Origin of the sequence: Flavobacterium sp. W22_SRS_FP1 (assembly GCF_052113685.1) — a bacterium.
Lineage (GTDB): Bacteria > Bacteroidota > Bacteroidia > Flavobacteriales > Flavobacteriaceae > Flavobacterium.
Genome location: NZ_JBGQOE010000004.1, coordinates 130,847 through 156,488 on the forward strand (window position 1 = coordinate 130,847; position 25,642 = coordinate 156,488).

The following is a 25,642-nucleotide window of genomic DNA, read 5'->3' on the forward strand; positions in this document are numbered from 1 at the left end:
ACTCACTCTTACTGCAAGCACGAAAATTGATAGCAAACTGGTAAGTTACTATCTAAAGTAGTACTCCCACACAGACACTGGGCAGTTACTTTTTTACTCGTAAACCTCTTGCTATGACAGCGCCGTAAGTTTTGACTAGAGATTGATATGAATAATAACTACCACCTTTTAATTTTTAATTCTGTCTGATTGTGAAAACATCTAATAACGTAATGCACAATATAAGTTCCTCCAAAAGACCAACCAAATAACAAGACCCATCACTTTTTTTACCTATTAAATTATAAGCATCTATATGACTATTTGAAGATTCTTTTCTACTATAGTAAACTCATCTAACTTGTCATATATTGAATCTGGGATTTTCAGCTTATGGGAGGGCTTGTTTTTGAGAATGAATCTTATTTTTCATCATAAAAGTATATCACGTGCTAAAGTAAAAGTTTTCCACTATTATTATTATTATTATTATTTTTCAGATCTTAACTTCTAAAAAAATCACTGTTATATCTTCAAACCTTAGCATCCTTTTGTAGATATTACTCATAACTGCTTCTACAATCTAAATTAATACTATAAATAAACCAAGCTCTTTTTTAAGCTCTTTCTTGTAATACTTATATTGGGGAAAATACTTAAAACAAAAAAAATCCCGACGAATCGGGATTTTTAATTAAACATATTGGAAATTCTATTTCAATTTCTTTTTTATTGCTACCTCGTGGTAAGCTTCAATAACATCTCTTTCTTCGATATCATTGTATCCTTTAATTTGGATACCACAATCATAGCCTTTAGCCACTTCTTTGACATCATCTTTGAAACGTTTCAGTGCGATAAGCTCACCTGAATGAACCACAACTCCTTCACGGATAATTCTGATTCTTGAATTTCTTGAGATCTTACCGTCCATAACCATACAACCCGCGATTGAACCTACTTTAGAGATTTTGAATATCTCTCTAATTTCAGCAGTACCCAGAATTTCTTCTTTCATCTCAGGCGCTAGCATTCCTTCCATTGCATCCTTCAAGTCATCGATAGCTGCATAGATAATAGAATAATAACGAATATCAATTTCTTCTTTGTCTGCTAACTGTCTTGCATTTCCAGCAGGACGAACATTAAATCCGATAATGATTGCATCAGAAGCTGAGGCCAACATAACGTCAGTTTCAGTAATTGCTCCAACACCTTTATGTATAATATTAATTTGAATCTCTTCAGTAGATAATTTAGAAAACGAGTCAGATAATGCTTCAACAGAACCATCAACATCTCCCTTAAGGATCACGTTCAACTCTTTAAATTGACCTAATGCTATTCTACGTCCAATTTCATCTAAAGTAATATGACGTTGTGTACGAACTGATTGTTCACGCATTAATTGAGAACGTTTCGATGCAATTTGTTTTGCTTCTTTTTCGTCTTCAAAAATATTGAACTTATCACCCGCTGTTGCAGCCCCGTCAAGACCTAAAACAGATACTGGAGTAGATGGTCCTGCTATCGTAACAACATTTCCTCTTTCATCATGCATCGCTTTGATCTTACCGTGATGCTTTCCTGCCAACATATAGTCACCTACTTTAAGTGTACCATGTTGTACTAATATGGTAGAGACATATCCTTTCCCTTTATCTAGGAAGGCTTCAACTACAGTTCCTTGAGCTGCTTTGTTTGGATTTGCTTTCAAATCTAAAACCTCCGCTTCTAATAGAACTTTTTCTAATAATTCTTTAACTCCTGTTCCCACTTTTGCTGAGATATCGTGGGATTGGTATTTTCCACCCCAATCTTCAACAAGCAAATTCATACCTGCCAATTTCTCCTTGATTTTCTCAGGATTAGCATTTGGCTTGTCCACTTTATTTATAGCAAATATAATTGGAACACCCGCTGCTTGAGCATGGCTAATTGCTTCTTTTGTTTGCGGCATGATATCATCATCTGCAGCAATCACAATAATGGCAATATCTGTAACTTGAGCTCCACGTGCACGCATTGCTGTAAACGCCTCGTGACCTGGTGTATCAAGGAACGCTATTTTTTGACCGTTATCCAGAGTTACTCCGTAGGCACCAATATGCTGTGTAATTCCTCCTGACTCACCTGCAATAACATTTTCTTTACGAACATAATCTAGTAAAGATGTTTTACCGTGATCGACGTGACCCATCACAGTTACGATAGGTGCTCTGAAGACCAAGTCTTCTTCCCTATCCTCAATAACTTCGACATTATCTTCGATATCAACAGTAATGAATTCAACTTCAAAACCAAATTCATCCGCCACAATTGTCAATGTTTCTGCATCAAGACGCTGGTTCATGGTAACCATGATTCCAAGAGACATACATGTTCCAATAACCTTGGTAATTGGCACGTCCATCATTATTGCAATTTCACTAACGGTAACAAATTCAGTAACTTTAATAGTTTTACTTCCTTCGTCTATCGCTCTTTGCTCATCATCAGATTTCTGACGGTGTGTATCTCTTTTGTCTCTTCTATATTTGGCCGCTTTAGATTTACCCCCTTTTTTACCTTGTAGTTTCTCTAAAGTCTCACGAATTTGGTTTTTAACTTCCTCTTCGGTAGGCTCTACTTTTGCAACGATCGCTGGTCTGTTTCCTTTTACGAATCCAGGTCTAGAACTTCTATTAGCATTATAACCGCCCCCACCAACATTCGGTGTAATTTTATTAGGGTTTGGCGCACCAGGAACTCCAGGAGGTCTAGGCGTACTAGGTTTTGGCGCAATTCTTTTACGTTTATTTTTATTAGCATTACTCGCGGCACTACCAGCAGCTCCCGGTTTGTTTGGAGTAATTTTAGGCTCTTCTTTTTTCTTTTTCGGTTTATTAAACTGAGACAAGTCAATAGTCTGTCCAGTTAACTTGGTTCCCGATAATTTTTGATATTGCGTAGTTAGTGCTTCCTCAACAGGGGTTTCCGTCGTTTTGGGAGCAGCCTTCGCTTCTGTAGCAGCAACCCTGGTGGATTCCCCAACAACCTCAGGTTTCTCTACTTTCTTAGCTATTTTAATTCCAGCAACAGGTTTTGTCTCTTTTTTGTCTGAATCAACTTTGCCCTCCACAGGTGCTTTAACTACTAGCTTTTCAGCTACAACTTCAGCTTTTGGAGTCTCTGCTTTAGGTTCCTCAACCTTAGGAGCTTCTGCTTTTTCAACAGCTTCCTTAGCCGGAGCCGCGGGCGCCTTCTTTTTATCAAGATCTATTTTCCCAACTTGAACAGGACCGGCTATAACAGCTCTCGCTTTTACGACTTCTTGCTGTTGTTTAAGGATTTCTTCTTCGTGCTTGCGCTTATCTTCGATTTCCTTTTCTCTTTCAACACGCAAAGCTTCTTTCTCTTTTCTCCTCTCTTCGCCTACTTCTTTTGAAGCCTCTTTTTTGCCTCTATCACCTGCAAACTGACCGCACAAGACATTGTATACATCATCGGAAATTTTTGTGTTTGGATTTGCTTCAATGGCAATTCCTTTATCTTTTAGATAATCCACAGCTCTTTCCAAAGAAATATTCAATTCCCTTAAAACTTTGTTTATTCTAATAATTCTCTCTTCAGACATAAAACCTTTTTATTATTACCTTTTTTGTTGTGTTGTTAGAAGCATAGACTTAACTGTCAAACTCTTCCTTCAATATGCGCATTACATCTAGAATTGTTTCCTCTTCTAGGTCGGTTCTTCTCACTAAATCTTCTACATCTTGCTTCAAAATACTTTTTGCGGTATCCAATCCAATTTTAGCAAATTCTTCAATAACCCAGTCTTCAATTTCATCTGAAAACTCAGTTAATTCCACATCATCATCGTCAGCAGCTGCGCCAGCAACATCCCCTTCGCGAATAACGTCTAACTCATAACCAGTAAGAAGTCCAGCCAATTTAATATTATGACCACCTCTACCAATCGCTTTAGAAACTTCTTCAAGTTTCAAAAACACTTCAGCTCTTTTAGTCTCTTCATTAATTTTAATAGAAGATATTTTTGCAGGGCTTAATGCTCTCGTTATGTACAATTGTATGTTATCAGTATAATTAATAACATCAATATTTTCATTTCCTAATTCACGTACAATTCCGTGTATACGAGACCCTTTCATTCCTACACAAGCTCCAACAGGATCAATTCTGTCATCATAAGAGTCTACGGCTACTTTCGCTTTTTCGCCTGGTATTCTTACAACCTTTTTAACCAATATCAATCCATCAAAAACTTCAGGAATTTCTTGTTCAAATAATTTTTCCAAAAATGTCTCAGAGGTTCTGGACATAACAATTTGTGGTTTATTCCCTTTTAGCTCAACGCTTTCTATAATCCCACGAATGTTATCTCCTTTACGGAAAAAATCAGATGGTATTTGTTTTTCTTTTGGCAAAATGATTTCGTTTCCTTCATCATCAACTAGAATAACCACTCTAGGTCTCACGTGATGCACTTCGGCAGTATATATTTCGCCTATTAAATCTTTAAATTGCTTATAAAGATTTGTATTATCGTGTTCGTGAATTTTAGAAATCAAATTTTGGCGCAAAGCCAAGATCGCTCTTCTTCCTAAATCAATCAACTTGACCTCTTCAGAAACATCTTCACCAATTTCAAAATCCGGCTCAATTTTTCTAGCTTCTGTCAAAGTAATTTCCTCGTTTTCAAAATCTAGATCTTCATCAGCAACGATTATTCTTCTTCTCCAAATTTCCATATCTCCTTTGTCAGGATTTATGATAATATCGAAATTATCGTCTGAACCGTATTTTTTTTTCAATGCATTTCTAAATACATCTTCTAAAATTGCCATAAGCGTTACACGATCAATGAGTTTGTCATCTTTAAACTCTGAGAAGGAATCGATTAATGCTAAGTTTTCCATGCGAATTCTTTAATTAAAATGTTACTGTAACAATTGCTTCTTTTATATCTCCATAAGGCACTTCGAGGGTCTTTTGTACCGTCTCTTTACCTTTTCCTATTTTTTTAGGTTCTCTTGCTTTCCAAGACAAAATTACAAAATCATCGTTAGCTTCCACTAATTCTGCCTCTATATTTTCTGTTTCAGTTTTCACAATTAATGTTCTACCTACGTTTTTCTTGTATTGTCTGATGTTTTTCAATGGCGATGAAACCCCAGCTGAAGCCACTTCTAAAGAAAAATCTTGCTCTTCTCTATCTAAATTATTCTCAATTACACGACTAACATCAATGCAATCTTGTATAACCACTCCATTGTCATCATCTAAAGTTATAATTACTTTAAAAGCATCCGTGATAGTCACATCTATCAAAAAAAGCGACGGCTTTTCTGCGAGAGCTTCTGTCAACAATAAATTTACTTTTTCTTTAAATACCATATTTTTATAAAAAGAGGGGACATTTAGTCCCCTCATTACTTAGTTTTTAATAAATAACCGTGCAAATATAGTGTTTTTTTTATAAATTGAAATAATAGAATGCTGTAAAAATATTTCTTATCTTTATTAAAGCCTTAAAATAAAGGTTTTTCGACAATTAAATCTTTCGTATCATGAAACGAATTCTTGTTCCAACCGATTTTTCAGCGCATGCGAACAACGCATTACAGGTGGCCGCTCAAATAGCAAAAAAAACTAAAGGGGAAATATTTTTAATACATATGTTGGAAATACCGACCCAAATTAATGATGCTATAACAGGGGCAGCCGGTATACCCGAGGTGATGCTGTTTATAAGAACGATAAACGAGACCCTCCAAAAAATCAAAGGAAAAGATTATTTAAAAGGGGTGAAGGTCACTGAATCCATCACGATTGGAAGAACTTTTGAAGGAATACTGTCTTTTAGCAAAAAAAATGAAATAGATTTAATTGTTATGGGTTCTCACGGAATTTCTGGCATCGAAGAAGTACTTATTGGTTCTAATACCGAAAAAATAGTCCGATTGTCAGATGTTCCAGTTCTAGTTATTAAAAAGAAAACCCCTGAATTTACACCTACTAACTTTGTTTTTGCGTCAGATTTTTCAAAAGAAATAAAAAAACCTTTTAAAAAGATGGTAGAATTCGCCTCGATTTTTGATGCCAAAATTAATTTAGTAATGATTTGCACTCCGAATAGCTTTAAAAGCACCGCCGTTTCAGAACAAATAATAAGCAATTTCATCTCTGGCTTTAAGCTTAAAAACTATAGCACCCAAATTTACAATGATCTAAATATAGAAAAAGGAATCTTAAACTTTTCTAATTCGATAGATGCAGATTTAATTGGATTATGCACCCACGGCCGGACAGGCTTAGCACACTTTTTTACAGGAAGCGTTAGTGAAGACTTAGTAAACCATTCCATAAAACCAGTAATCACTTTTAAAATTTAATCGACGTTTACTTGACAAAGCGATTGAGCAGGGAAAAATTTTAATTCAACCTAGTCATCTACTAAAAAGCATAAAAAAAGCCTCTCAAAAATTGAGAGGCATTAAGTTGGTCTACAAGGACTCGAACCTTGAACGACTGTACCAAAAACAGTTGTGTTACCATTACACCATAGACCATCAGCGCTGTTAAGCGAGTGCAAATTTATAATAAATTTTAGTTTGCACAAACTTTTTTCACACTTTTATCAAAAATAAATTCAATACAATTCTGCGCAACCAAACACCATTCCGAAAATTACTTAAAACCAATACGTTACCAAATTTAATTAGTTTGACAGAAAAATTACCGAATGCTCATGACCTTAACTAAAAAAACATTTTCTTTGTGACATATAATAAAACTAAAATTCAATACATGAATAAGGAGACATTCAACTTCAATAGATGGAATACGATTATTGGTTGGTTAGCATTCGGGATTGCATTAATAACCTACACCTTAACCGTTGAGCCAACAATGAGTTTTTGGGATTGTGGTGAATATATTGCCACTGCAGCAAAACTTGAAGTTGGACATCCACCCGGAGCCCCCTTGTTTCAAATGATTGGTGCTTTTTTTGCCATGTTTACCTCAGACTATGAACACATTGCCTTAATGGTAAATATGACCTCCGTTTTTTCAAGCGCATTTACCATTTTATTTTTATTTTGGTCCTCCTCGATGATTTTGAAAAAACTGATTTCCAGAATTTCAGATTCGAACGATAAAAATGATTCGACAAATCAAATTAATAAAAGTAATTCCATTGTGATTCTGGGAAGTTCCTTTGTTGGTGCTTTGGCCTATACCTATTCAGACAGTTTTTGGTTTAATGCAGTGGAAGCAGAAGTGTATGCTATGGCTACCCTACTTATATCTTTACTTTTTTGGCTTGGCTTGCGCTGGGAACAGGATATGGATTCCCCAAGAGGAAACAGATGGTTACTAGTAATTTCTTTAGTTATTGGATTATCATTTGGGGTTCACTTTATGGCGCTACTGACAATTCCTTCTATTGGACTTTTGTACTTTTTTAAACATTACAAAACCGTTACCATTAAGAACTTCATTATCGCAAATGTTGTCGTGATTTCTGTCTTACTGTTTATTTTTAAATTACTATTGCCATTAACAATGGCGTTCTTTGCTAAAAGCGAGATCTTTATGGTAAACAGCTTTGGGATGCCCTTTAATTCGGGAACTATTTTTGTAACACTACTCCTTATTGCTTTCTTTTATTTTGCATTAAAATACACCCAAAACAAAGGGATGGTTCAGTACAACACACTCCTTTTATGTGTTTTATTTATTTTAATCGGGTTTTCTACTTGGATGATGCTTCCCATCAGGGCAAACGTGAATACGGTGATTAATGAAAACAAACCGTCGGATGCTACAGAGGTTCTTGCCTATTATAATAGAGAACAATATGGCGTAAACCCTTTGTTTTACGGCCCCCAATATACAGAAACTTTTGCGGGACTGGACAGTGACAAGCCTTATCTTGACAAGGCCCCCAACTACGAAAGGGATTATAATATAGGTAAATATATTATCACAAATAATTTCAAAAATTCTGTTCAAAATAGTGACGATGCCCAAAAAACCTTTCTTCCTAGAATGTGGAGCACAGATCATATCGAGAATTACATGAACTTCACGAATGCTCCAGCTTTTAGATTAAATCCTGCATATCCATATGCAGAAGATTTAGCAAAATACGGAGTTGATGTAAATAAAATATCTGAAGAGGATTACAATAGAGCGATAGCGCAGCTCAAAAATGAGATCCAAAAAACTGTAGCTGAATTTAGAAGTGCCTATGCCCAAAAACAAATTGACAATGATGGCTACGTAAAATTCCTAAAAAGCTATGGCGAATATTTGATTATTGATAAACCAACAGCTGTAGATAATTTTAGCTTCATGTTCGAATACCAATTTGGCTATATGTATTGGAGGTATTTGATGTGGAATTTTGTTGGTAGACAAAATGATGTACAAGGAAGATATGATAATCAAGACGGAAATTGGCTTAGTGGAATAAAGTTTATTGACGAATTGCATGTAGGGTCTCAAGACAACTTACCCTCTGATGTGTTAAACAACAAGGGCCGTAATGTTTATTACTTTTTACCTTTCTTACTGGGAATCATTGGCTTACTATATCATGCCGAGAAAGATTTAAAAAGTTTTTATGTCTTAATGGTTCTATTTCTTTTTACTGGATTTGCCTTAAAGATATATTTGAACGAAAGGCCCTTTGAACCTAGAGAGAGGGACTATGCCTTAGTTGGTTCGTTTTATGTGTTTGCAATTTGGATCGGGTTTGGGGTTTATGCACTCTATGATAGCGCCCGAAAGTATTTAGCTCCTAAAATTATAGGACCTGTAATTATCTGTGCTAGTTTACTAGCCGCACCGGTTCTTATGGCATCACAAAACTGGGATGATCACGATCGCTCTGGAAAATATACCGCTTTAGCTATGGCCAAAGCCTATTTGACTTCCTGCGACCCCAATGCCATTTTATTCACCATAGGCGACAATGACACCTTCCCCTTATGGTATGCGCAAGAAATCGAAAAAATAAGAACCGACGTTAAGATCGTAAACACGAGTCTTTTCATGACCGATTGGTATATTGACCAAATGAAAACCAAAACCTATGAGTCAGAGCCATTGCCTATTTCATTCACACATGACCAATATGTGGGAGATAAACTGGATTACGTGGTTCATATTCCAAAAACAGAAAGCAGATGGGATCTAAAAGACTTCATTGATTTTATTAAAAACCCAAAGTCGACTGTTAGTATGCAGAATGGGCAAACGATCCATTTTTACCCAACAAATAAAATAAGAATTCCTATTGACAAGGAAAATATAATAAAAAACAAGGTAGTTGCGGCTAAATATAATGATTCCATAGTTCCTTATATCGACATCAACATTAAAGGAAATGCAATTTATAAAAACAGACTGATGATGCTTGATATTGTAGCCAATAACAACTGGGAAAGACCTATTTACTTTAGCGGCGGAGCTTTCGATAACGAAGACTACCTTTGGATGAAAGAATACCTTCAACTAGACGGTATGGTTTATAAATTAGTCCCTCTACAAACAAAGATTCCTAAGGACGGAAGCCCATTAGATATGGGGCAAATAGATTCTGATAAAATGTACACCAATATCATGAACTGGGAATGGGGAAATAGTGAGAGCGATAAAATATATCATGATCCAGAAACCAGAAGGGAAAGCATAACCTACAGAACGAATCTTGCCCGATTGATGGATAAATTGATTGAAGAACGACAAATCGGAAAGGCTAAAAAAGTCATTGACTTGGCCATGGCAAAAATGCCGCTTGATAAATTTGGCTATTACTCTTTGGTGGAACCGTTTACAAAAGGATACTACCAAGTTGGTGAAAAAGCGAAGGCACAAGATCTTTTGGAGAAATTGATGACTAAATACAAAGAGAATCTCAACTATTATACAACTTTACCACCTTCTCACCAGAGCAGCATTGCGATTGACATAATAACAGATATTGAGCGCTACAGAAGCTTATTACAGGTAATGAAAGAAAATGGGGACTTGGCTTTTTACAACAAGAACAAAAGCATTTTCAACACTTACGTCAATATGTTTGAGCGATTTGGCCGTGAAAAAGAGTGATATTTTAAATAAAACTAAGGCTTTAAAAAAGCGGCATAATCTTGAGATTATGCCGCTTTTTTTTTACTTTTAAACTAAAAAAGAAACATGGGGTTTTACTGGATAAAAACACATTCGATCATAAAGAAACTGTTTTCTAAATATGTATGGGATTTACCCAATAATGAGAATGAAATTTATCTTACGTTTGATGACGGACCTACACCTCAAATTACAGAATGGGTATTAGAACAGTTGCATCAGCACAATGCGAAAGCCACTTTCTTTTGTATAGGAAAAAACATAGAGGCATACCCGTTGATATTTACAAAAATAATCAAGATTGGCCATCACATAGGGAATCACACTTTTAATCATTTAAACGGATGGGAAACAACCACAGAGGAATATTCTGCTAACATTTCGCTTTGTGACGATTCGATTTCTAATCTGATATTAGAAGCTAATAACAAAAAGTCTAAAATATTCCGACCTCCTTATGGTAAAATTAAACCGAAACAGGCAAAAGAAGTACTTAAACAAGGATACAAAATTATAATGTGGGATGTGCTAAGTGCTGATTTTGATCAAACTATATCAAAAGAGAAATGTTTGAAGAATGTGATTTCAAAGATAAAACCGGGAAGTATAATAGTTTTTCACGACAGTGTAAAAGCATTCAAAAATCTTGAATACGCACTACCTAAGGTTTTGGATTATCTAGATGAAAACAACTTTAATTACGAAACGATTTAATGTAAGTATTGGCTTAGAAATTACAATTGCTCTTGCACAATACTAATAAGAGTATTGGCATCCAGCTCCCCTGATTGTCTCCAGATCATTTGCCCTGCCTTGTATATCATAAGTGTAGGTAATCCTTTAATACGTAAAGCATCCGCTAATTCTTGATTTTTGTCTACGTCAATTTTAATGACTTTGGCCTTGTCCCCAAGAGCAGCCGCAACATCTCTAATAACAGGATGCATGGAAACCGATGATTCATTCCAATCTGTATAAAAATCAATCAACACAGGTACGTTTGTGCTTATAAGTTCTCCAAATTTTGACATAATACCAAAAATTTAATATTTAAATTTATTTAAAATCCTAGACATTAATTTACAAATGTAGCGTTTTTAACGAATTATGCCACACTCTTGCCTTTTTTTAGTTCTATGACAGTAATCTCAGGCATAATCCCCACCCTTCCAGGGTAAGCATGAAATCCAAAACCCCGATTTACATAAACATACCTTCCCAAATTTTCATACAAACCAGCCCATTGCGCATAAACATATTGTGCTAAACTCCACTTGAAGTAGCCTGGAATCTCGATCCCAAACTGCATTCCGTGCGTATGTCCAGAAAGCGTTAAGTGAAAATTGCTTTCATGGTTTTTGATCTCATAATCCCAATGGCTCGGATCATGACTCATTAAAATTTTAAAATCTTTTTTGTCTATATGTTGAGTTGCTTTATCAATATCTCCAGCCTTTTTAAAATTATGACCCCAGTTCTCCACGCCAATTAAAGCGATTTTATCACTCCCCTTTTCAATATAAGTATGCTCATTCAACATCAGTTTAAATCCAATTTGTCCATAAAGATTTTTTATGGCTTGAAAATTATCTTCTTTATCTTTTTCAGTAGGCCAAGTAACATACTCCCCGTAATCATGGTTCCCCAATACAGAATATTTCCCAAACTCATGTTCCTTAATCCTGTTGAATGTCTCTATCCAAGGATGCATTTCTTTAGCATCTGTATTAACGATATCACCGGTAAACAAAATCATATCTGAGTTTTGCTCATTAACCAAATCAATAGCATAATTAATCTTCTCGGGGTTATCAAAACTGCCACTGTGCACATCTGATATTTGTGTTATCGTAAAACCGTCAAAAGCCTCAGGCAAATCGGGAAAAAATATGCGTTGTTTTATCACTTTATAATTATACTTTCCTATGGTTACCCCATAAATCAATGACATGAAAGGGATTGCCGCTAGACCTAATCCTATCTGACTCACAAATCTTCGTCTTGAACTAAGAAAGCTTACATTGTCATTTTCCAAAAAATAATTTACGGAACCAGCACCAATCCTGAAAATATCCTCACCGAGCAATAATAAAGTTAAAATCATCTTTGGGATGTACACCACCAAAAGCAACCCCATGGTAAACATGGTTTGTTGTGTCTGACCTACAGAACGGTCAAATTTCGTAAAGGAATAGACGATAAAAATTAAGATTACAACACTGATTATTTGGTAAGAAACCAAAACCCATCTTAACTTTACCAAAGTTTTTAAAGCCTGAAAAGCATAAAGCTCAATTATAAGAAGAACAAAACTTAGTAGAAATATACGCACAAACATTATAATTATATTTTTAGGCAAAATAACAAATTAAGAAACTACTATGACTTTATATTAATCAATATTTAACAAAAATCGTCCTAAATTTATATTGTCAGGCTAGCATTCTTTAAAATTCAATAAATCACACTCTGATTTAAGCCAATACCGAAACACAAAACAAAGAAATTCGAAAAACAAAACCCCAATCTGCCCAATATTATAAATATTAAAATCAGTCACTTCTTTATCTTTTAAGTTTTGTACTTTTGAAATCTTTTCAAAATAATAATTATGTCACAACAAAAACGCCTTTTTCTACTCGACGCTTATGCTTTAATCTTTCGCGGTTATTATGCTTTTATAAAAAATCCCCGAATCAATTCCAAAGGAATGGACACTTCAGCAATTATGGGATTTATGAATTCCTTGATGGATGTAATAAAAAGGGAAAAACCGGATCATTTAGCAGTTGCTTTTGATAATGGAGGAAGTGACTTAAGAAATGATATTTTTCCAGAGTATAAAGCGCATCGCGACGCAACCCCAGAAGCTATTAAAATAGCCGTTCCTTACATACAAGATTTATTGCGTGCCATGCACATACCCATCATAGAAGTAAAAGGTTATGAGGCCGATGACCTTATAGGAACCATTGCAAAACAAGCTGAAAAAGAAAATTACAAAGTCTTTATGGTTACCCCTGACAAGGATTTTGCTCAACTAGTGTCTGAAAATATTTTTATGTACAAGCCTGCTAGAATGGGCAATGGAATAGAAATTTGGGGCGTTCCTGAAGTTTTAAAAAAATTCGAGATAGAAAGACCCGACCAAGTAATTGATTTTCTGGGTATGATGGGAGATGCCGCCGATAATATTCCTGGACTTCCCGGCGTAGGTGAGGTTACGGCGAAGAAATTCCTAAAAGAATTTGGGACAATGGAAAATCTTTTAGCAAATACCGATAAGCTGAAAGGAAAAATGAAAGAGAATATTGAAGCAAACAAAGAAAAAGGGCTTTTATCTAAAACGTTAGCTACTATACTTCTTGATTGCCCCGTAGTTTTTAACGAAACTGATTATGAATTATCAACTCCTGATGTCGAGAAAACAGATGCTCTTTTTAATGAGTTGGAGTTTCGAAGAATGGCAGAACAATTTGATGCCATATTCAAAAAAGGCGGGACTGCAACAACTAACACAGCTGCCGAAGAAGCCAAACTATATAAAAACCAACAACCAAAAAAAGAGGAACAGTTTGATCTTTTCGCAAGTGCGATACCGAACGAAGCTTCAGATGCCACGCATCACCAATATTACAATACGTTAGAAAACACAGAGCATTCATATCAGATTATCCAAGGCGACTTGGGCGTGAAGTTGCTGTTGCAAAACTTACTAAAACAAGAGTCTGTTTGTTTTGACACGGAGACTACCGGACTGGACGCACTACATGCGGAACTTGTAGGTATTTCATTTTCATTCGAAAAAGGCAAAGGGTATTACGTTCCTTTTCCTGAAGACAAAGAAGAAGCTCAGGTTTTGATCGATAAATTTATTCCCTTTTTTGAAAATGAATCTATCGAGAAAATTGGTCAAAACTTAAAATATGATCTCAAAATCCTCTCTAATTATAACATTAATGTAGAAGGGAAATTATTTGATACGATGATCGCTCACTATCTGATCAATCCAGATATGAGGCATAATATGGACATCCTGTCCGAAACCTATTTGAAATACTCTCCAAAGTCCATCGAGACATTAATTGGAAAAAAAGGCAAGAACCAGAAGTCAATGCGTGAAGTTGAGCTGGAGGACATCAAAGAATATGCAGCAGAAGATGCCGATGTTACCTTTCAGTTAAAGCAACTGTTCTCTGTCGAACTGGAAAAAACGGAGACCAAAAAACTATTCGAAGAGATTGAAATTCCTTTGGTAAAAGTTTTGGCAGATATGGAAAAAGAAGGCATCAGATTAGACACTGATTTCCTTAAGTCGCTATCGCACGATTTGGACAATGACATTAAAAGGCATGAAGCTGCTATCTATGAAGTAGCAGGAGAAAATTTCAATTTAGCTTCACCCAAGCAACTTGGAGATGTTTTATTTGACAAGTTAAAAATTGGCGGAACCAAACAAAAGAAAACAAAAACAGGCCAATATGCCACGGGCGAAGAAGTCTTAAGCTACTTAGCTAACGAAAATCAAATTGTAAAAGACATTCTTGACTGGCGCCAATTAGTTAAGCTAAAAAATACTTACGTTGACGCTTTGCCAAATCAAGTCGATCCCGTCACCTTGAGAGTACACACTGATTATATGCAAACCGTAGCCGCTACGGGCCGTTTGAGCTCTAACAATCCTAACTTACAAAACATTCCTATCCGCACGGAACGAGGGAGACAAATAAGAAAAGCATTTGTGGCAAGAGACGAGAACTATACCCTGGTATCTGCCGATTACTCTCAAATAGAGTTACGTATCATTGCCGCACTGAGTGGAGAGGAAAACATGATAAAAGCCTTTTTGAATAACGAAGATATTCATAAATCAACTGCTTCTAAAGTGTTTGACGTTCCATTGGAAGAAGTCACCAGAGAACAACGTAGCCATGCAAAGACAGTAAACTTTGGAATAATATACGGTGTTTCTGCTTTTGGACTGAGTAATCAAACATCACTCTCCCGTTCAGAAAGTGCCGCCTTAATCGAAGCCTATTACAAAACCTATCCTCGATTAAAAACCTACATCCATGAGCAAATCGAATTTGCGAGAGAAAATGGATATGTACAGACCGTGCTGGGACGCCGTCGTTATTTAAAGGACATCAACTCCCAAAACGCTATTGTACGTGGTGGAGCAGAACGAAATGCCGTAAACGCACCGATACAAGGAAGTGCGGCCGACATTATTAAAATCGCGATGATTAACATCCATAAAAAACTGATTTCTAAAAACTATAAGAGTAAAATGTTGCTTCAAGTTCATGATGAACTTGTGTTTGATGTTCACAATTCAGAGTTGGAAGAAATGAAGGAAATGATCAAATACGAAATGGAACATGCTTTTAAACTAGAGGTTCCTTTAGATGTAGAATTGGGAGTTGGAAAAGATTGGCTGGAAGCACATTAACATTAAAAAAGAAGGGTCAGTTTAAATTAAACTCACCCTTCTTTTTTAACCTATAAACAACTATCAATCAAAACTATAATTTTCTGGTTGTCTCTCTTTCTTTTAATTTCGTTTTAATGACGACCGTCTCAAAAGGCTTGCTTTCTTCTTTGGACTCTAATCTGTCAATAAGTAATCTGGCCGCAACTTCACCAATTTCCACACCGTGTTGACTAACTGTCGTTAAACTCGGGGATAATCTTCTTGAAGCCAATATTCCATCGGCAAAGCCTATAATAGAAAGCTCTTCTGGAATTCTATTTCCTCTTTTTAGACCGTACTTTAACGCAGCAACAGAATCACTTTCTTCTAAAGCAAAAATTCCATCAATGATACAGCTTTCAGAAAGTTCTTGGATTCTATAATTTAAATCATCTTCTGAATCTGTACGAAGAATTATATTCTTATTAATAGCAATATTATTCTCTTTTAACGCTTGCAAATATCCATCTGTCCTCAATTTACCAACACTTAAATTATCAACCGAAGAAAACAAAGCAATATTCTTACAGCCTAAATCTATTAATTGTTGCGTGGCGTTTAACGCAGAATCAAAATCATCCACAACCACTTTGTCGCACTCTATTCCATCCGCAATTCTATCAAACATGACTATAGGAGTACCATCATTAATAATCGAGGCAAAATGGCTGTAATCATTAAGTTTTTGCGCTTCCTCAGAAACTGATAAAACAAATCCGTCAATAGTACCGTTGCTTAACATTTCAAGAGTATGCGCTTCCTTGTCTAAGGACTCATTAGAGATACACATAATAACATTATATCCCTTTTCATCAGCCACTTTTTCTATACCACTAAATACTTTAGCAAAAAAAGAATTTAGAATATTCGGAATTATAACGCCTATAGTTTTTGTCTTTCTGTTTTTAAGATTCAAACCGATTACGTTTGGTTTATAGTTTTTTAGCTTTGCATATTCCTTTATTCTTATTTTTGTTTGATCACTAATTTCAGGGCTATCATTAAGTGCTTTAGAAACTGTAGAAACAGAAACATTAAGTTCTTTTGCAATTTGTTTAAGAGTTGCTTTAACTTTCATAAGTAAGTATGTATTGACATTATTAGTAATTTAAGGGAACCACTGACTTTACCGCCAAAGCAAAAAGTGCACCTGGTGTCAAAAAAAGGAATTCCCACTTTACGCCTAGTACTATTGGCATGCAAGATAAAATATTATATTTGAAGACGAAAGTAATATAAAAATAAAAAGTAAGCTTAAGTTATAATTCTAAAAGAGGAGCAACACAGCTTATCCCAAATAGACAATTGATAATCAGCGACCCAACAACTCGAAATTATTCTTTTGCAGGTATTTGAATTTAAAATAAATAATTGTACTTTTGCATCCCCTTTAATGGGGATGGAATGTTTAATTAAAATAATATTATGGACGCATTAAGCTACAAGACACAATCAGCAAGCAAAGCCACCGTTACAAAGGAGTGGATTGTTGTAGATGCTGATGGGCATAACTTAGGTCGTCTTGCATCAAAGGTCGCAATGATCCTTAGAGGTAAGTACAAGCCAAGTTACACACCGCACGTTGACTGTGGGGATAACGTAATTGTTATCAACTCAGAAAAAATCAACCTTACAGGTAACAAAATGGACGAAAAAATCTACATGCGTCACACAGGTTACCCAGGAGGACAAAGAACTTTAACTGCTAAAGTATTGCAATCAAAAAACCCTGCATTATTAGTAGAAAAAGCAGTAAAAGGAATGCTACCAAAAAATAAAATTGGTGCTGAACTTTTCAGAAATTTAAATGTTGTTGTTGGTTCAGAGCACAAACAAGGTGCACAAAAACCAAGAACAGTTAACCTTAACGATCTTAAGTAATGGGAGTTATTCACAAAATCGGTAGAAGAAAAACCGCTGTTGCACGTGTTTATGTTTCGGAAGGAACAGGAGTAATCACTGTAAACAAAAAAGAATTCGCAACTTACTTCCCAACAGCTACTTTACAGTACAAAGTTATGCAACCTATGTCTATGACAGAGAACGCAACTAACTTTGACGTAAAAGTAAACGTTTTTGGAGGTGGTTCAACTGGACAAGCAGAAGCTGTAAGAATGGCATTAGCACGTGTTATGTGTGAAGTGAATCCTGAAAACAGATTAATCTTGAAACCAGAAGGTTTATTGACAAGAGATCCAAGAATGGTTGAACGTAAGAAATTCGGTCAGAAGAAAGCTCGTAAGAAATTTCAATTCTCGAAACGTTAATATTGCCTGTCTTGAATACATTTATTCAAGACTTATTGAGTTTATTATTGAATTTAAAACAATGTTGTTGTTGCCTACCGAGGTAGGAATTAGTTTAGCATCTAAATGTATTTAGCCGAGAAATCGCCATTCATACATTGCTAATCAACAGAACGTAAACTAGTACAAAAAATGTCAAACAAAGTAGAAGTAAAAGAATTACTAGAAGCAGGTGTTCACTTCGGACACATGACTAGAAAATGGGATCCAAACATGGCTCCTTACATTTATATGGAACGTAATGGTATACACATTATCAATCTATATAAAACTGCAGCAAAAATTGAAGAGGCTAATGAAGCTTTGAAAAAAATTGCAGCATCAGGTAGAAAAATATTATTTGTCGCTACCAAAAAACAAGCAAAAGACATCGTTGCTGAAAAAGCAAAAGCTGCAAACATGCCTTACATCACTGAAAGATGGCCTGGTGGAATGCTAACTAACTTCGTTACAATAAGAAAGGCAGTAAAAAAAATGTCTACTATTGATAAAATGAAGAAAGATGGTACTTTCATGACCCTTTCTAAGAAAGAGCGTTTACAAGTTGATCGTCTTCGTGCTAAATTAGAGAAAAATTTAGGTTCAATTTCTGATATGTCAAGATTACCAGCTGCATTATTTGTAGTAGATATCAAAGCTGAACACATCGCAATAAAAGAAGCTCAAAAATTAAACATTCCAGTTTTTGCAATGGTTGATACTAACTCTGATCCTCGTGAAGTAGAGTTCGTAATTCCATCAAATGATGATGCTTCTAAATCAATCGATAAAATTTTATCTTTAGTTACAGCTGCAATTGTTGAAGGACTTTCTAACAGAACTTCTGACAAAGATGCTGATGCAACTGAAAAAGCGGCTCCAGAAGCAGCTGAAAAAGTAGCAGTTCCAGTAATTGAAACAGTAGCTCCAGTAGCAGCTGAAACAACGGCTCCGGATACTGAAGCAGAAGCTCCAGCAACTGAAGAATAAAACAAATTTTTAGATTCCAAATTTTAAATTCCAAATTCCATAAAAAAATTAGAAACGAAATGTTGATAATTTGATAAAATTGGTGTTTGGGATTTAAGAATTGGAATTTTTACTTTTAACCTTAAAAAACAACACATATGGCAACTATAACTGCTGCAGACGTAAATAAATTAAGAACAATCACAGGTGCAGGAATGATGGACTGCAAAAAAGCACTTGTTGAAGCGGAAGGAGATTTCGATTTAGCTATCGAAAACCTACGTAAAAAAGGACAAAAAGTAGCCGCAAACCGTTCTGATAGAGAATCTACAGAAGGTGCTGCGATTGCTGTTGTAAATGCTGACAAAACTGCTGGTGTTGTTATCACATTAAACTGTGAGACTGACTTCGTGGGAATGAATGAAAGCTTCGTTAAAATGGCTACTGAAATGGCTAACTTAGCGTTGAACTACAATACTAAAGAAGAATTTCTTGCAGCTGATTTCAACGGAATCACCGTTGCTGACAAATTGATCGAACAAACAGGCGTTATAGGTGAAAAATTAGAAATCAGAACTTTCGAAAAATTGGAAGGTGCTTTCATCGGATCTTACATTCACTCTGGTAACAAAATCGCTACTTTAGTTTCACTTTCTGCAGCTGTTGAAGGTGCTGAAGAAGTGGCTAGAAACATTTCTATGCAAGCTGCTGCAATGTCTCCTATCGCGTTAAACGAGGAAGGTGTTGATGCTGCAACTATAGAAAAAGAAATTGAAATCGCTAAAGACTTACTTCGTCAAGAAGGCAAGCCAGAAGCTATGTTAGACAATATCGCTAAAGGTAAATTGGCTCGTTTCTTTAAAGATAACACATTGGTAAACCAAGATTATATTAAAGACAACAAATTAAGCGTTGCTAATTACGTGAAATCTTTAGATAAAGACCTTATCGTGACAGGATTCAAAAGAGCTGCTTTAGGTTAATCCTAATCCAACTCATTATATATAAAAAGAGCGATTTGAAATTCAAATCGCTCTTTTTTTTGTTGTGCCAAATGCCGTTCTATCATTTTTTATTGTCTGCTTTAAAGGAATTAAAGCCTCTAGCTCGCATCAAAGCATCACTCTTTGGATCACGTCCCCTGAAACTTCTGTAAGCATCTTCTTGGTCAGTTGTATTTCCTACGCTAAAAACGCTTTCATAAAGCCTTTTGGCCACTTCTTTGTCATACGGCCCATTTCCTTCAGTAAAAGCCTCATACGCATCCGTACTGATTACGTCAGCCCATAAATAGCTATAATAACCAGCAGCATAACCATCGCTTGAAAAAATATGGCCAAATTGCGGAATTCTATGTCGCATTACAATTTCTTCAGGCATATTAAGTTCATTTAAAGTTTCACTCTCAAATACGGCTGGATCAATTAAGGTGTTACCAGCCAAATGTAGTTTCATATCTATCAATGAACTTGCAATCGTTTCTACTGTTGAAAATCCCTCATTAAAAGTAGACGCTTTCTCTATACGTTCCACTAGTGCCATCGGAATTGGCTCGTTAGTTTTGTAATGTAATGCAAATCTATTTAACACTTCGGGCGTTTCGAGCCAATGCTCTAAAATTTGAGAAGGAAATTCCACATAATCTCTAGCAACGGCAGTACCAGAAAGAGTCGGATAAGTAACATTTGAACACAATCCATGAAGGGCGTGTCCAAACTCGTGAAACAATGTCGTAGCATCAGTCCACGAAATCAAAACAGGCGCATTGTCTGCTCCTTTAATAAAATTACTATTATTTGAGACGATAGTCAAAACGGCACCATCCATCTTTTGTTGGCTTCTGTAAGCGTTCATCCACGCGCCAGAACGTTTTCCTTTACGGGCATAAGGGTCAAAATACCAAAGACCGACTAATTTCCCCGTCGTTTTATTTGAAACTTCCCAAACCCTTACATCAGCATGGTATACGGGCACATTCGTAACCACTTTGAATTGCAAATCAAAAAGCTCACCGGCAACCCAAAACATACCTTCCCTGAGGTTTTCTAATTGCAGGTATTCCTTCACCACATTCTGGTCAAGATCATATTTTTCTTTCCGCACTTTTTCCGAATAATAACGATAATCCCAAGGCGAAATTTTAAAATTCCCTCCCTCGACATCTACAATTTTTTGCATAGCAGCAACGTCTTTATGAACTTGTGCAACCGCAGGCTCCCATACTGACATCATCAAATCCATCGTCCGCTCGGGTGTTTTAGCCATTTTATTGCTCAAATTCCAATGCGCAAAAGTAGGGAAACCGAGTAATTTTGCTTTTTTCGCCCTTAACTGCAATATCTGAACAAGGGTTGCTTTATTATCAAATTCATTTTCATTATCGCCCCTTTTGACATACATACTCCAAACTTTGGCCCTTAGTTCCCTATTATTACTGAAAGTAAGGAAAGGCTCCACGAATGAACGTGTATTGCCAATCACCCCAAGTACATTCAAATTTCTCTCTTTGGCCTGAGCCATCGCAGCTTTCTTCAAGCCTTCTGGCAAACCGTCAAAATCGCCTTGATTGTTTAAAGCCACATATTCATTGTTTTCCTCAGCCAATAAATTCTGACTGAACGTAGAAAAATAGCTTGCTAATTCGCTATTGATTTTAGCCACTTTCTCCTTTGCTTCAGGATCTAAATTTGCTCCTTCCTTGACAAAATTAGTGTAGTTCAACCAAATTAACCTTTGTTGCTCTTCGGTCAACTTCTCTTTATTGGGAGAATTGTACAAAGTTTCAATTCTATCGAATAATTTTTTGTTTTGATAAATCTTACTAGACAACGAGGCCAATATCGGACCCATTTCCCTTTCGATCGGTTCAAAATCAGGACTGTTCAGATTCGAAGAGTAAATCCCATACACAGTCATAACGCGCTTAAAATCCTTGCCGGCCCGTTCCATTTGAGCGATTGTGTTTTCAAAAGTAGGCGCCTGAGGATTATTGGCGATTGCATCAACTTCGTTTAAACGCTCCTTAATGGCAACGTCAAACGCTGGTTTGATTTGGGAAATATTGTATTCATTAAAAGCAGGAACACCACCATATGGTCCTGTCCATTTTTTAAGTAATGGATTATCGGGATTACCCTGGGCATTTATGCTTAACATTGTTGAACTGATCATTAGAACTGTAATTATTTTTTTCATGTTATTGTAGTCTTACACTTATGTATTTTTCAGTGCTAAATTTAATTAAAAAACTTGAGGAACAGCACTATTTGATGAAATACTAATTGATTTTAATATCTTTGAAAACACAAAACAATTTACAATGGACGCTCCAATTAGATGCGGCTGGTGCTTGTCCAGCGACTTATACAAAGAATACCATGACCAGGAATGGGGAACTCCCGTTTATGATGATGCCACTTTATTTGAATTCCTTATTCTGGAAACATTCCAAGCCGGGCTCAGCTGGATTACGATCCTTAACAAAAGGGAGAATTTCAGGAAAGCATTCGACAATTTCGACTATGAAAAAATCGCCCGATATTCAGAAGACAAGATCCAAGCCCTTTTATTGGACGCGGGAATTATTCGCAACAAATTGAAAGTGCGCTCTGCAGTTTCCAACGCGCAAGCTTTTATGATGATACAGGAAGAATTTGGCAGCTTCTCTAAATATATTTGGGCATTTACAAACGGAGCGCCAATAATCAACCATCCACAAACAATGAAAGAAGTACCAGCCACCACCCCACTTTCGAATGAAATCAGCAAAGACTTAAAAAAACGCGGCTTTAAATTTGTAGGATCCACTGTCATCTATGCGCATATGCAAGCGACGGGAGTAGTGAATGACCATGTTGCAGATTGTTGGAGAAAATAGAGCTATTCTAATTTTAAAATCTTCATAAAAGCCTCCCGTTCAATTTCTCTGCAACCCAGGCTTTCTAAATGGGGATTGTAAACCTGACAATCAAGGAGTTTATAATCGGCTGCTTTCAAATGATTAACTAAGGAGATAAATGCGACTTTTGACGCATTTGAAACTTTGGAAAACATGCTTTCTCCGCAGAAAACATGACCTAAATCAACTCCATACAAACCACCAACCAACTCGTCATTTTGCCAAACCTCAACGGATTTAGCTATTCCCAACTCATGAAGTCTACAATAGGCTTCAATCATGTCATTAGTAATCCAAGTTCCATTCTGACCGTCGCGCTTAATATTTTGACAATTTGAAATAACGTCTTTGAAATTTTGATTAAACGTAACCCTAAAGCTATTTCTGTTGAGAATGTTTCGCATGCTTTTGGACACAATCAATTCGTCTAGAAACAAAACCATCCGAGGATTAGGCGACCACCAAACAATAGGCTTCCCCTCTTCAAACCAAGGGAAAATTCCACTTCTATAGGCTAACAGCAAACGTTCTGGAGACAAATCGCCACCAATTGCCAGGATACCGTCATAGTTGGCTTCAGAAACTGGAGGGAAAAATATACTAGAGGTTAAATAAAACATGCCTTTGAACTAAAATATAAATTTATACTGTTAAATTTGGCGAACCTAAATTACTGCAACAGTCAATTAGCAAACCATTTAAAATGGCCTTAATGAAAAAGTTATCATTCTTAATCGCATTTACATTACTGTTTACGCAAATATATGGACAAAAGAACGATACTGTAACGTCAAACAAAAAACTCTCTTACAAACATTTCATCATCCCCGCGGCATTGATCGCCAGCGGAAGCTTACTCTTGGGTTCACGACTCAATACTGATTTGCAAGAAAGGTCACGAGTGATCGTTGGCGACAATTTCCACTCGGCTGCGGACGATGTTTTCCCCCTAGTTCCGATAGTACATATTTATGCCGGGAAATACTTGGGCTTCCAACCAGAAAATACTATACTGCATCAGACGATTGACATTGCTGTGGCCAATACCCTTACCTTAGCCATCGTCACCACAACGAAACATATTGTAAAAGAAGAAAGACCGGACCAATCAGACAATCTAAGTTTTCCTTCTGGTCATACCGCGATAGCTTTTACAAATGCGGCCCTACTGTTCCACGAATATCGAGAATCTAATTTTTGGTACGCAAGTAGCGGTTTTTTGTTCGCAACTGCCACCGGAATTTTTAGAGTTGCAAATAACAGACACTATGCGTCCGATGTTTTAGCTGGGGCCGGAATAGGATTGGCTTCGGGGATTCTGGTCTCCTCTTACAACCCTTTTCAATCCATACGGTTTGGCAAAAACAAGAAAACTACCGCTTTTATATACCCTCAAATCGGAAACCAAATTGGAATTGGATTACTCGTCAGGTCAAAATAATGCTGTTTAAAACTGCAAATTGAGGCGACAATAAACCAAAAAAAAAGGCCTTGAAAATTTCAAGGCCTTTAATAAAATAGATGCTTTTAATTAAAAAGGTAAATCATCCGGCTCTTCTTCATTTAAGTTCGTAGCGGGAGCAAATGCCTGAGCAGATGGCATAGGAGCAGAAGGAGCTTGAGCTTCAGCAGCCAGCTTTTCGATTCTCCATCCTTGAATGCTGTTAAAATATTTTGTTTCCCCTTGTGGGCTCACCCATTCTCTACCTCTTAAATTGATTGAGACTTTTACGTCCTCACCAACATTATAATTGTTCAACAAATCACATTTGTCTTGTGTAAACTCGACCATAATATGTTGAGGATATTGTTCATCTGTCGTAACAACCAATTCTCTTTTTTTAAATGAGGCGCTAATTTGTTGTTCTGGATTGACAACTTTAATTTTTCCTGTAACTTCCATCTTCGTTGTTTTAATTGTTATTTAAGATTATTTTTTTGCCAGAAGCACCTTCCATGCAGAAAGGACATCATTATCATTCAAGTATTTTTTAGCTTCCAGATGGACTTTTTCTTGGTCATCAGAGCTTAAAACTGCTTTTATAGAAAAATTCTGTTTTACAAATATACTAACTTCTTCTGTCGTAGGCAAGACTTCTATGTTCCCTAGTTTACCTAAATCATTTCCGTCAAATACAACACTTTCCTTTACATAGTTTGGGATTGCGTCGACACCGATTCCCAGGGTCGCTAGCGGTTTAGGAACTTCAAACAAACCTTGATTTGATCTAGAATACCAACTTCCACCTAATCTTGACACTAAATCTATTTTATACTGATCAATTGATCCCTTTTCATCCAATACAGCTTCATCTATATGAATTCGCACTACCTCACAAAGTATTAAATTCCCCGCGCCGCCTTCGCTTCCCAACGGAATAATCTGATTGACTTTACATTCAAATTGAACTGGCGATTCTTTAACTCTGAATGGTTTTACCAAATCTGAAGGAACTGCCGTTAATCCAGACTTCTCAAATTCATTCACACCGTCGGCGTATTCTGTGCTTGCAAGCGAGCTTTGTTGTACCAAATCAAAATTGACCACATTAATCACCACTTCCCTCGTCGCTTCGCAATTGATCAAAGTGTGTTTAATGGAATTATCTCGCACGCGTCTTGCTGGCGAAAAAACAAGAATGGGAGGATTTGCACTAAAAACATTAAAAAAACTAAAAGGGGATAAATTTGGATTTCCATTTTCATCAACTGTACTTGCAAACGCTATCGGCCTCGGCCCAACAGAACCTTGTAAATAACCCTGTAATTTAGCCGTTTCTATACTTTTTGGATCAATGCTAATCATACGTGTTTTGTTGTTAATTGTTTTCATACCTCGATTTACAAAAGTAAGGAAATGGTTTTATTATAAAGAAAGAGAGGAGTCATTTAACG

General features: G+C 36.2%; 20 protein-coding genes and 1 tRNA gene. 10 read left to right on the forward strand and 11 right to left on the reverse strand.

Annotated features, from left to right (window positions below):
• Positions 1-691: 691 nt before the first annotated feature.
• Genes infB through rimP form a run of 3 tightly spaced genes read right to left on the reverse strand, consistent with a single transcriptional unit; the run spans position 692 to position 5,376 of the window.
• Positions 692-3,595 carry a translation initiation factor IF-2 gene (gene infB, locus ACEN2H_RS04035; protein WP_441730639.1) on the reverse strand — a complete coding sequence of 968 codons (2,904 nt, stop codon included), beginning with the start codon at positions 3,593-3,595 and terminating at the stop codon, positions 692-694.
• Between the two features lie 49 nt (positions 3,596-3,644).
• A complete protein-coding gene (gene nusA / locus ACEN2H_RS04040; RefSeq protein ID WP_441730641.1) occupies positions 3,645-4,898 on the reverse strand; it encodes a transcription termination factor NusA in 1,254 nt (417 codons plus the stop codon).
• 13 nt (positions 4,899-4,911) lie between these two features.
• Positions 4,912-5,376 carry a ribosome assembly cofactor RimP gene (gene rimP, locus ACEN2H_RS04045; protein ID WP_441730643.1) on the reverse strand — a complete coding sequence of 155 codons (465 nt, stop codon included), beginning with the start codon at positions 5,374-5,376 and terminating at the stop codon, positions 4,912-4,914.
• 173 nt (positions 5,377-5,549) lie between these two features.
• Here rimP and ACEN2H_RS04050 point away from each other — a divergent pair, with 173 nt between their 5' ends.
• Positions 5,550-6,374 (forward strand): universal stress protein, encoded by an 825-nt coding sequence (locus ACEN2H_RS04050; RefSeq protein ID WP_441730645.1) that lies wholly within the window; start codon positions 5,550-5,552, stop codon positions 6,372-6,374.
• A 106-nt stretch (positions 6,375-6,480) separates the two neighbouring features.
• Here ACEN2H_RS04050 and ACEN2H_RS04055 read toward each other — a convergent pair.
• Positions 6,481-6,551: transfer RNA gene (locus ACEN2H_RS04055), tRNA-Gln, on the reverse strand.
• Positions 6,552-6,789: 238 nt separating this feature from the next.
• On the opposite strand from ACEN2H_RS04055, the gene ACEN2H_RS04060 reads away from it, so the two are divergent.
• Positions 6,790-10,101 (forward strand): protein O-mannosyl-transferase family, encoded by a 3,312-nt coding sequence (locus ACEN2H_RS04060; protein WP_441730647.1) that lies wholly within the window; start codon positions 6,790-6,792, stop codon positions 10,099-10,101.
• Positions 10,102-10,188: 87 nt separating this feature from the next.
• A complete protein-coding gene (locus tag ACEN2H_RS04065) occupies positions 10,189-10,836 on the forward strand; it encodes a polysaccharide deacetylase family protein (RefSeq protein WP_441730648.1) in 648 nt (215 codons plus the stop codon).
• Between the two features lie 20 nt (positions 10,837-10,856).
• Here ACEN2H_RS04065 and ACEN2H_RS04070 read toward each other — a convergent pair whose 3' ends face one another.
• Entirely contained in the window at positions 10,857-11,153 is a 297-nt protein-coding gene (locus ACEN2H_RS04070) for a thioredoxin family protein (protein ID WP_441730650.1), read from the reverse strand.
• A gap of 74 nt (positions 11,154-11,227) precedes the next feature.
• Positions 11,228-12,460, reverse strand: a complete 1,233-nt coding sequence (locus ACEN2H_RS04075) for a metallophosphoesterase (RefSeq protein WP_441730652.1) — start codon at positions 12,458-12,460, stop codon at positions 11,228-11,230.
• Positions 12,461-12,733: 273 nt separating this feature from the next.
• On the opposite strand from ACEN2H_RS04075, the gene polA reads away from it, so the two are divergent.
• Positions 12,734-15,574: a DNA polymerase I gene (gene polA, locus ACEN2H_RS04080; protein WP_441730654.1), complete on the forward strand. Its 2,841-nt coding sequence runs from the start codon at positions 12,734-12,736 to the stop codon at positions 15,572-15,574.
• Positions 15,575-15,647: 73 nt separating this feature from the next.
• Here the strand turns inward: polA and ACEN2H_RS04085 are convergent, their stop codons facing one another.
• Positions 15,648-16,673 (reverse strand): LacI family DNA-binding transcriptional regulator, encoded by a 1,026-nt coding sequence (locus ACEN2H_RS04085; protein ID WP_441730656.1) that lies wholly within the window; start codon positions 16,671-16,673, stop codon positions 15,648-15,650.
• Between the two features lie 347 nt (positions 16,674-17,020).
• Here ACEN2H_RS04085 and rplM point away from each other — a divergent pair, with 347 nt between their 5' ends.
• The 4 genes from rplM to tsf all read left to right on the forward strand — a co-directional run bounded on the left by rplM (position 17,021) and on the right by tsf (position 19,832).
• A complete protein-coding gene (gene rplM / locus ACEN2H_RS04090; RefSeq protein ID WP_007137451.1) occupies positions 17,021-17,476 on the forward strand; it encodes a 50S ribosomal protein L13 in 456 nt (151 codons plus the stop codon).
• The gene (gene rpsI, locus ACEN2H_RS04095) at positions 17,476-17,862 is read left to right on the forward strand and encodes a 30S ribosomal protein S9 (protein WP_441730657.1); all 387 of its coding nucleotides are present in this window, start codon (positions 17,476-17,478) and stop codon (positions 17,860-17,862) included. Before rplM ends, rpsI begins: the two co-directional genes overlap by 1 nt.
• Positions 17,863-18,033: 171 nt before the next feature.
• Positions 18,034-18,870: a 30S ribosomal protein S2 gene (gene rpsB / locus ACEN2H_RS04100; protein ID WP_441730659.1), complete on the forward strand. Its 837-nt coding sequence runs from the start codon at positions 18,034-18,036 to the stop codon at positions 18,868-18,870.
• Positions 18,871-19,007: 137 nt separating this feature from the next.
• Positions 19,008-19,832: a translation elongation factor Ts gene (gene tsf / locus ACEN2H_RS04105; protein ID WP_441730661.1), complete on the forward strand. Its 825-nt coding sequence runs from the start codon at positions 19,008-19,010 to the stop codon at positions 19,830-19,832.
• An 82-nt stretch (positions 19,833-19,914) separates the two neighbouring features.
• On the opposite strand, the gene ACEN2H_RS04110 is transcribed toward tsf, so the two are convergent.
• Entirely contained in the window at positions 19,915-22,044 is a 2,130-nt protein-coding gene (locus tag ACEN2H_RS04110; protein WP_441730663.1) for a M3 family metallopeptidase, read from the reverse strand.
• A gap of 124 nt (positions 22,045-22,168) precedes the next feature.
• Between ACEN2H_RS04110 and ACEN2H_RS04115 the strand changes: the two genes are divergently transcribed.
• Positions 22,169-22,726 (forward strand): DNA-3-methyladenine glycosylase I, encoded by a 558-nt coding sequence (locus ACEN2H_RS04115; RefSeq protein WP_441730664.1) that lies wholly within the window; start codon positions 22,169-22,171, stop codon positions 22,724-22,726.
• 2 nt (positions 22,727-22,728) lie between these two features.
• Here the strand turns inward: ACEN2H_RS04115 and aat are convergent, their stop codons facing one another.
• Positions 22,729-23,367 carry a leucyl/phenylalanyl-tRNA--protein transferase gene (gene aat, locus ACEN2H_RS04120; protein ID WP_441730666.1) on the reverse strand — a complete coding sequence of 213 codons (639 nt, stop codon included), beginning with the start codon at positions 23,365-23,367 and terminating at the stop codon, positions 22,729-22,731.
• 92 nt (positions 23,368-23,459) lie between these two features.
• Between aat and ACEN2H_RS04125 the strand changes: the two genes are divergently transcribed.
• Positions 23,460-24,188 (forward strand): phosphatase PAP2 family protein, encoded by a 729-nt coding sequence (locus ACEN2H_RS04125; RefSeq protein WP_441730668.1) that lies wholly within the window; start codon positions 23,460-23,462, stop codon positions 24,186-24,188.
• 90 nt (positions 24,189-24,278) lie between these two features.
• On the opposite strand, the gene ACEN2H_RS04130 is transcribed toward ACEN2H_RS04125, so the two are convergent.
• Positions 24,279-24,650: a DUF3127 domain-containing protein gene (locus ACEN2H_RS04130; protein WP_441730670.1), complete on the reverse strand. Its 372-nt coding sequence runs from the start codon at positions 24,648-24,650 to the stop codon at positions 24,279-24,281.
• A gap of 27 nt (positions 24,651-24,677) precedes the next feature.
• Complete coding sequence (locus tag ACEN2H_RS04135; RefSeq protein WP_441730739.1) at positions 24,678-25,553, reverse strand: flavin reductase family protein; 876 nt, start codon at positions 25,551-25,553, stop codon at positions 24,678-24,680.
• Positions 25,554-25,642 lie beyond the last annotated feature (89 nt).

Bases quoted from the DNA above. Each gene is read 5' to 3' on its own strand.
- nusA (WP_441730641.1), bottom strand. From the start codon at position 4,898: ATGGAAAACTTAGCATTAATCGATTCCTTCTCAGAGTTTAAAGATGAC.
- ACEN2H_RS04110 (WP_441730663.1), bottom strand. From the start codon at position 22,044: ATGAAAAAAATAATTACAGTTCTAATGATCAGTTCAACAATGTTAAGC.
- rplM (WP_007137451.1), top strand. From the start codon at position 17,021: ATGGACGCATTAAGCTACAAGACACAATCAGCAAGCAAAGCCACCGTT.
- ACEN2H_RS04060 (WP_441730647.1), top strand. From the start codon at position 6,790: ATGAATAAGGAGACATTCAACTTCAATAGATGGAATACGATTATTGGT.
- ACEN2H_RS04115 (WP_441730664.1), top strand. From the start codon at position 22,169: ATGGACGCTCCAATTAGATGCGGCTGGTGCTTGTCCAGCGACTTATAC.
- ACEN2H_RS04130 (WP_441730670.1), bottom strand. From the start codon at position 24,650: ATGGAAGTTACAGGAAAAATTAAAGTTGTCAATCCAGAACAACAAATT.
- aat (WP_441730666.1), bottom strand. From the start codon at position 23,367: ATGTTTTATTTAACCTCTAGTATATTTTTCCCTCCAGTTTCTGAAGCC.
- tsf (WP_441730661.1), top strand. From the start codon at position 19,008: ATGGCAACTATAACTGCTGCAGACGTAAATAAATTAAGAACAATCACA.
- ACEN2H_RS04065 (WP_441730648.1), top strand. From the start codon at position 10,189: ATGGGGTTTTACTGGATAAAAACACATTCGATCATAAAGAAACTGTTT.
- ACEN2H_RS04050 (WP_441730645.1), top strand. From the start codon at position 5,550: ATGAAACGAATTCTTGTTCCAACCGATTTTTCAGCGCATGCGAACAAC.
- infB (WP_441730639.1), bottom strand. From the start codon at position 3,595: ATGTCTGAAGAGAGAATTATTAGAATAAACAAAGTTTTAAGGGAATTG.
- ACEN2H_RS04075 (WP_441730652.1), bottom strand. From the start codon at position 12,460: ATGTTTGTGCGTATATTTCTACTAAGTTTTGTTCTTCTTATAATTGAG.
- rpsI (WP_441730657.1), top strand. From the start codon at position 17,476: ATGGGAGTTATTCACAAAATCGGTAGAAGAAAAACCGCTGTTGCACGT.
- polA (WP_441730654.1), top strand. From the start codon at position 12,734: ATGTCACAACAAAAACGCCTTTTTCTACTCGACGCTTATGCTTTAATC.
- ACEN2H_RS04070 (WP_441730650.1), bottom strand. From the start codon at position 11,153: ATGTCAAAATTTGGAGAACTTATAAGCACAAACGTACCTGTGTTGATT.
- ACEN2H_RS04135 (WP_441730739.1), bottom strand. From the start codon at position 25,553: ATGATTAGCATTGATCCAAAAAGTATAGAAACGGCTAAATTACAGGGT.
- rpsB (WP_441730659.1), top strand. From the start codon at position 18,034: ATGTCAAACAAAGTAGAAGTAAAAGAATTACTAGAAGCAGGTGTTCAC.
- ACEN2H_RS04125 (WP_441730668.1), top strand. From the start codon at position 23,460: ATGAAAAAGTTATCATTCTTAATCGCATTTACATTACTGTTTACGCAA.
- ACEN2H_RS04085 (WP_441730656.1), bottom strand. From the start codon at position 16,673: ATGAAAGTTAAAGCAACTCTTAAACAAATTGCAAAAGAACTTAATGTT.
- rimP (WP_441730643.1), bottom strand. From the start codon at position 5,376: ATGGTATTTAAAGAAAAAGTAAATTTATTGTTGACAGAAGCTCTCGCA.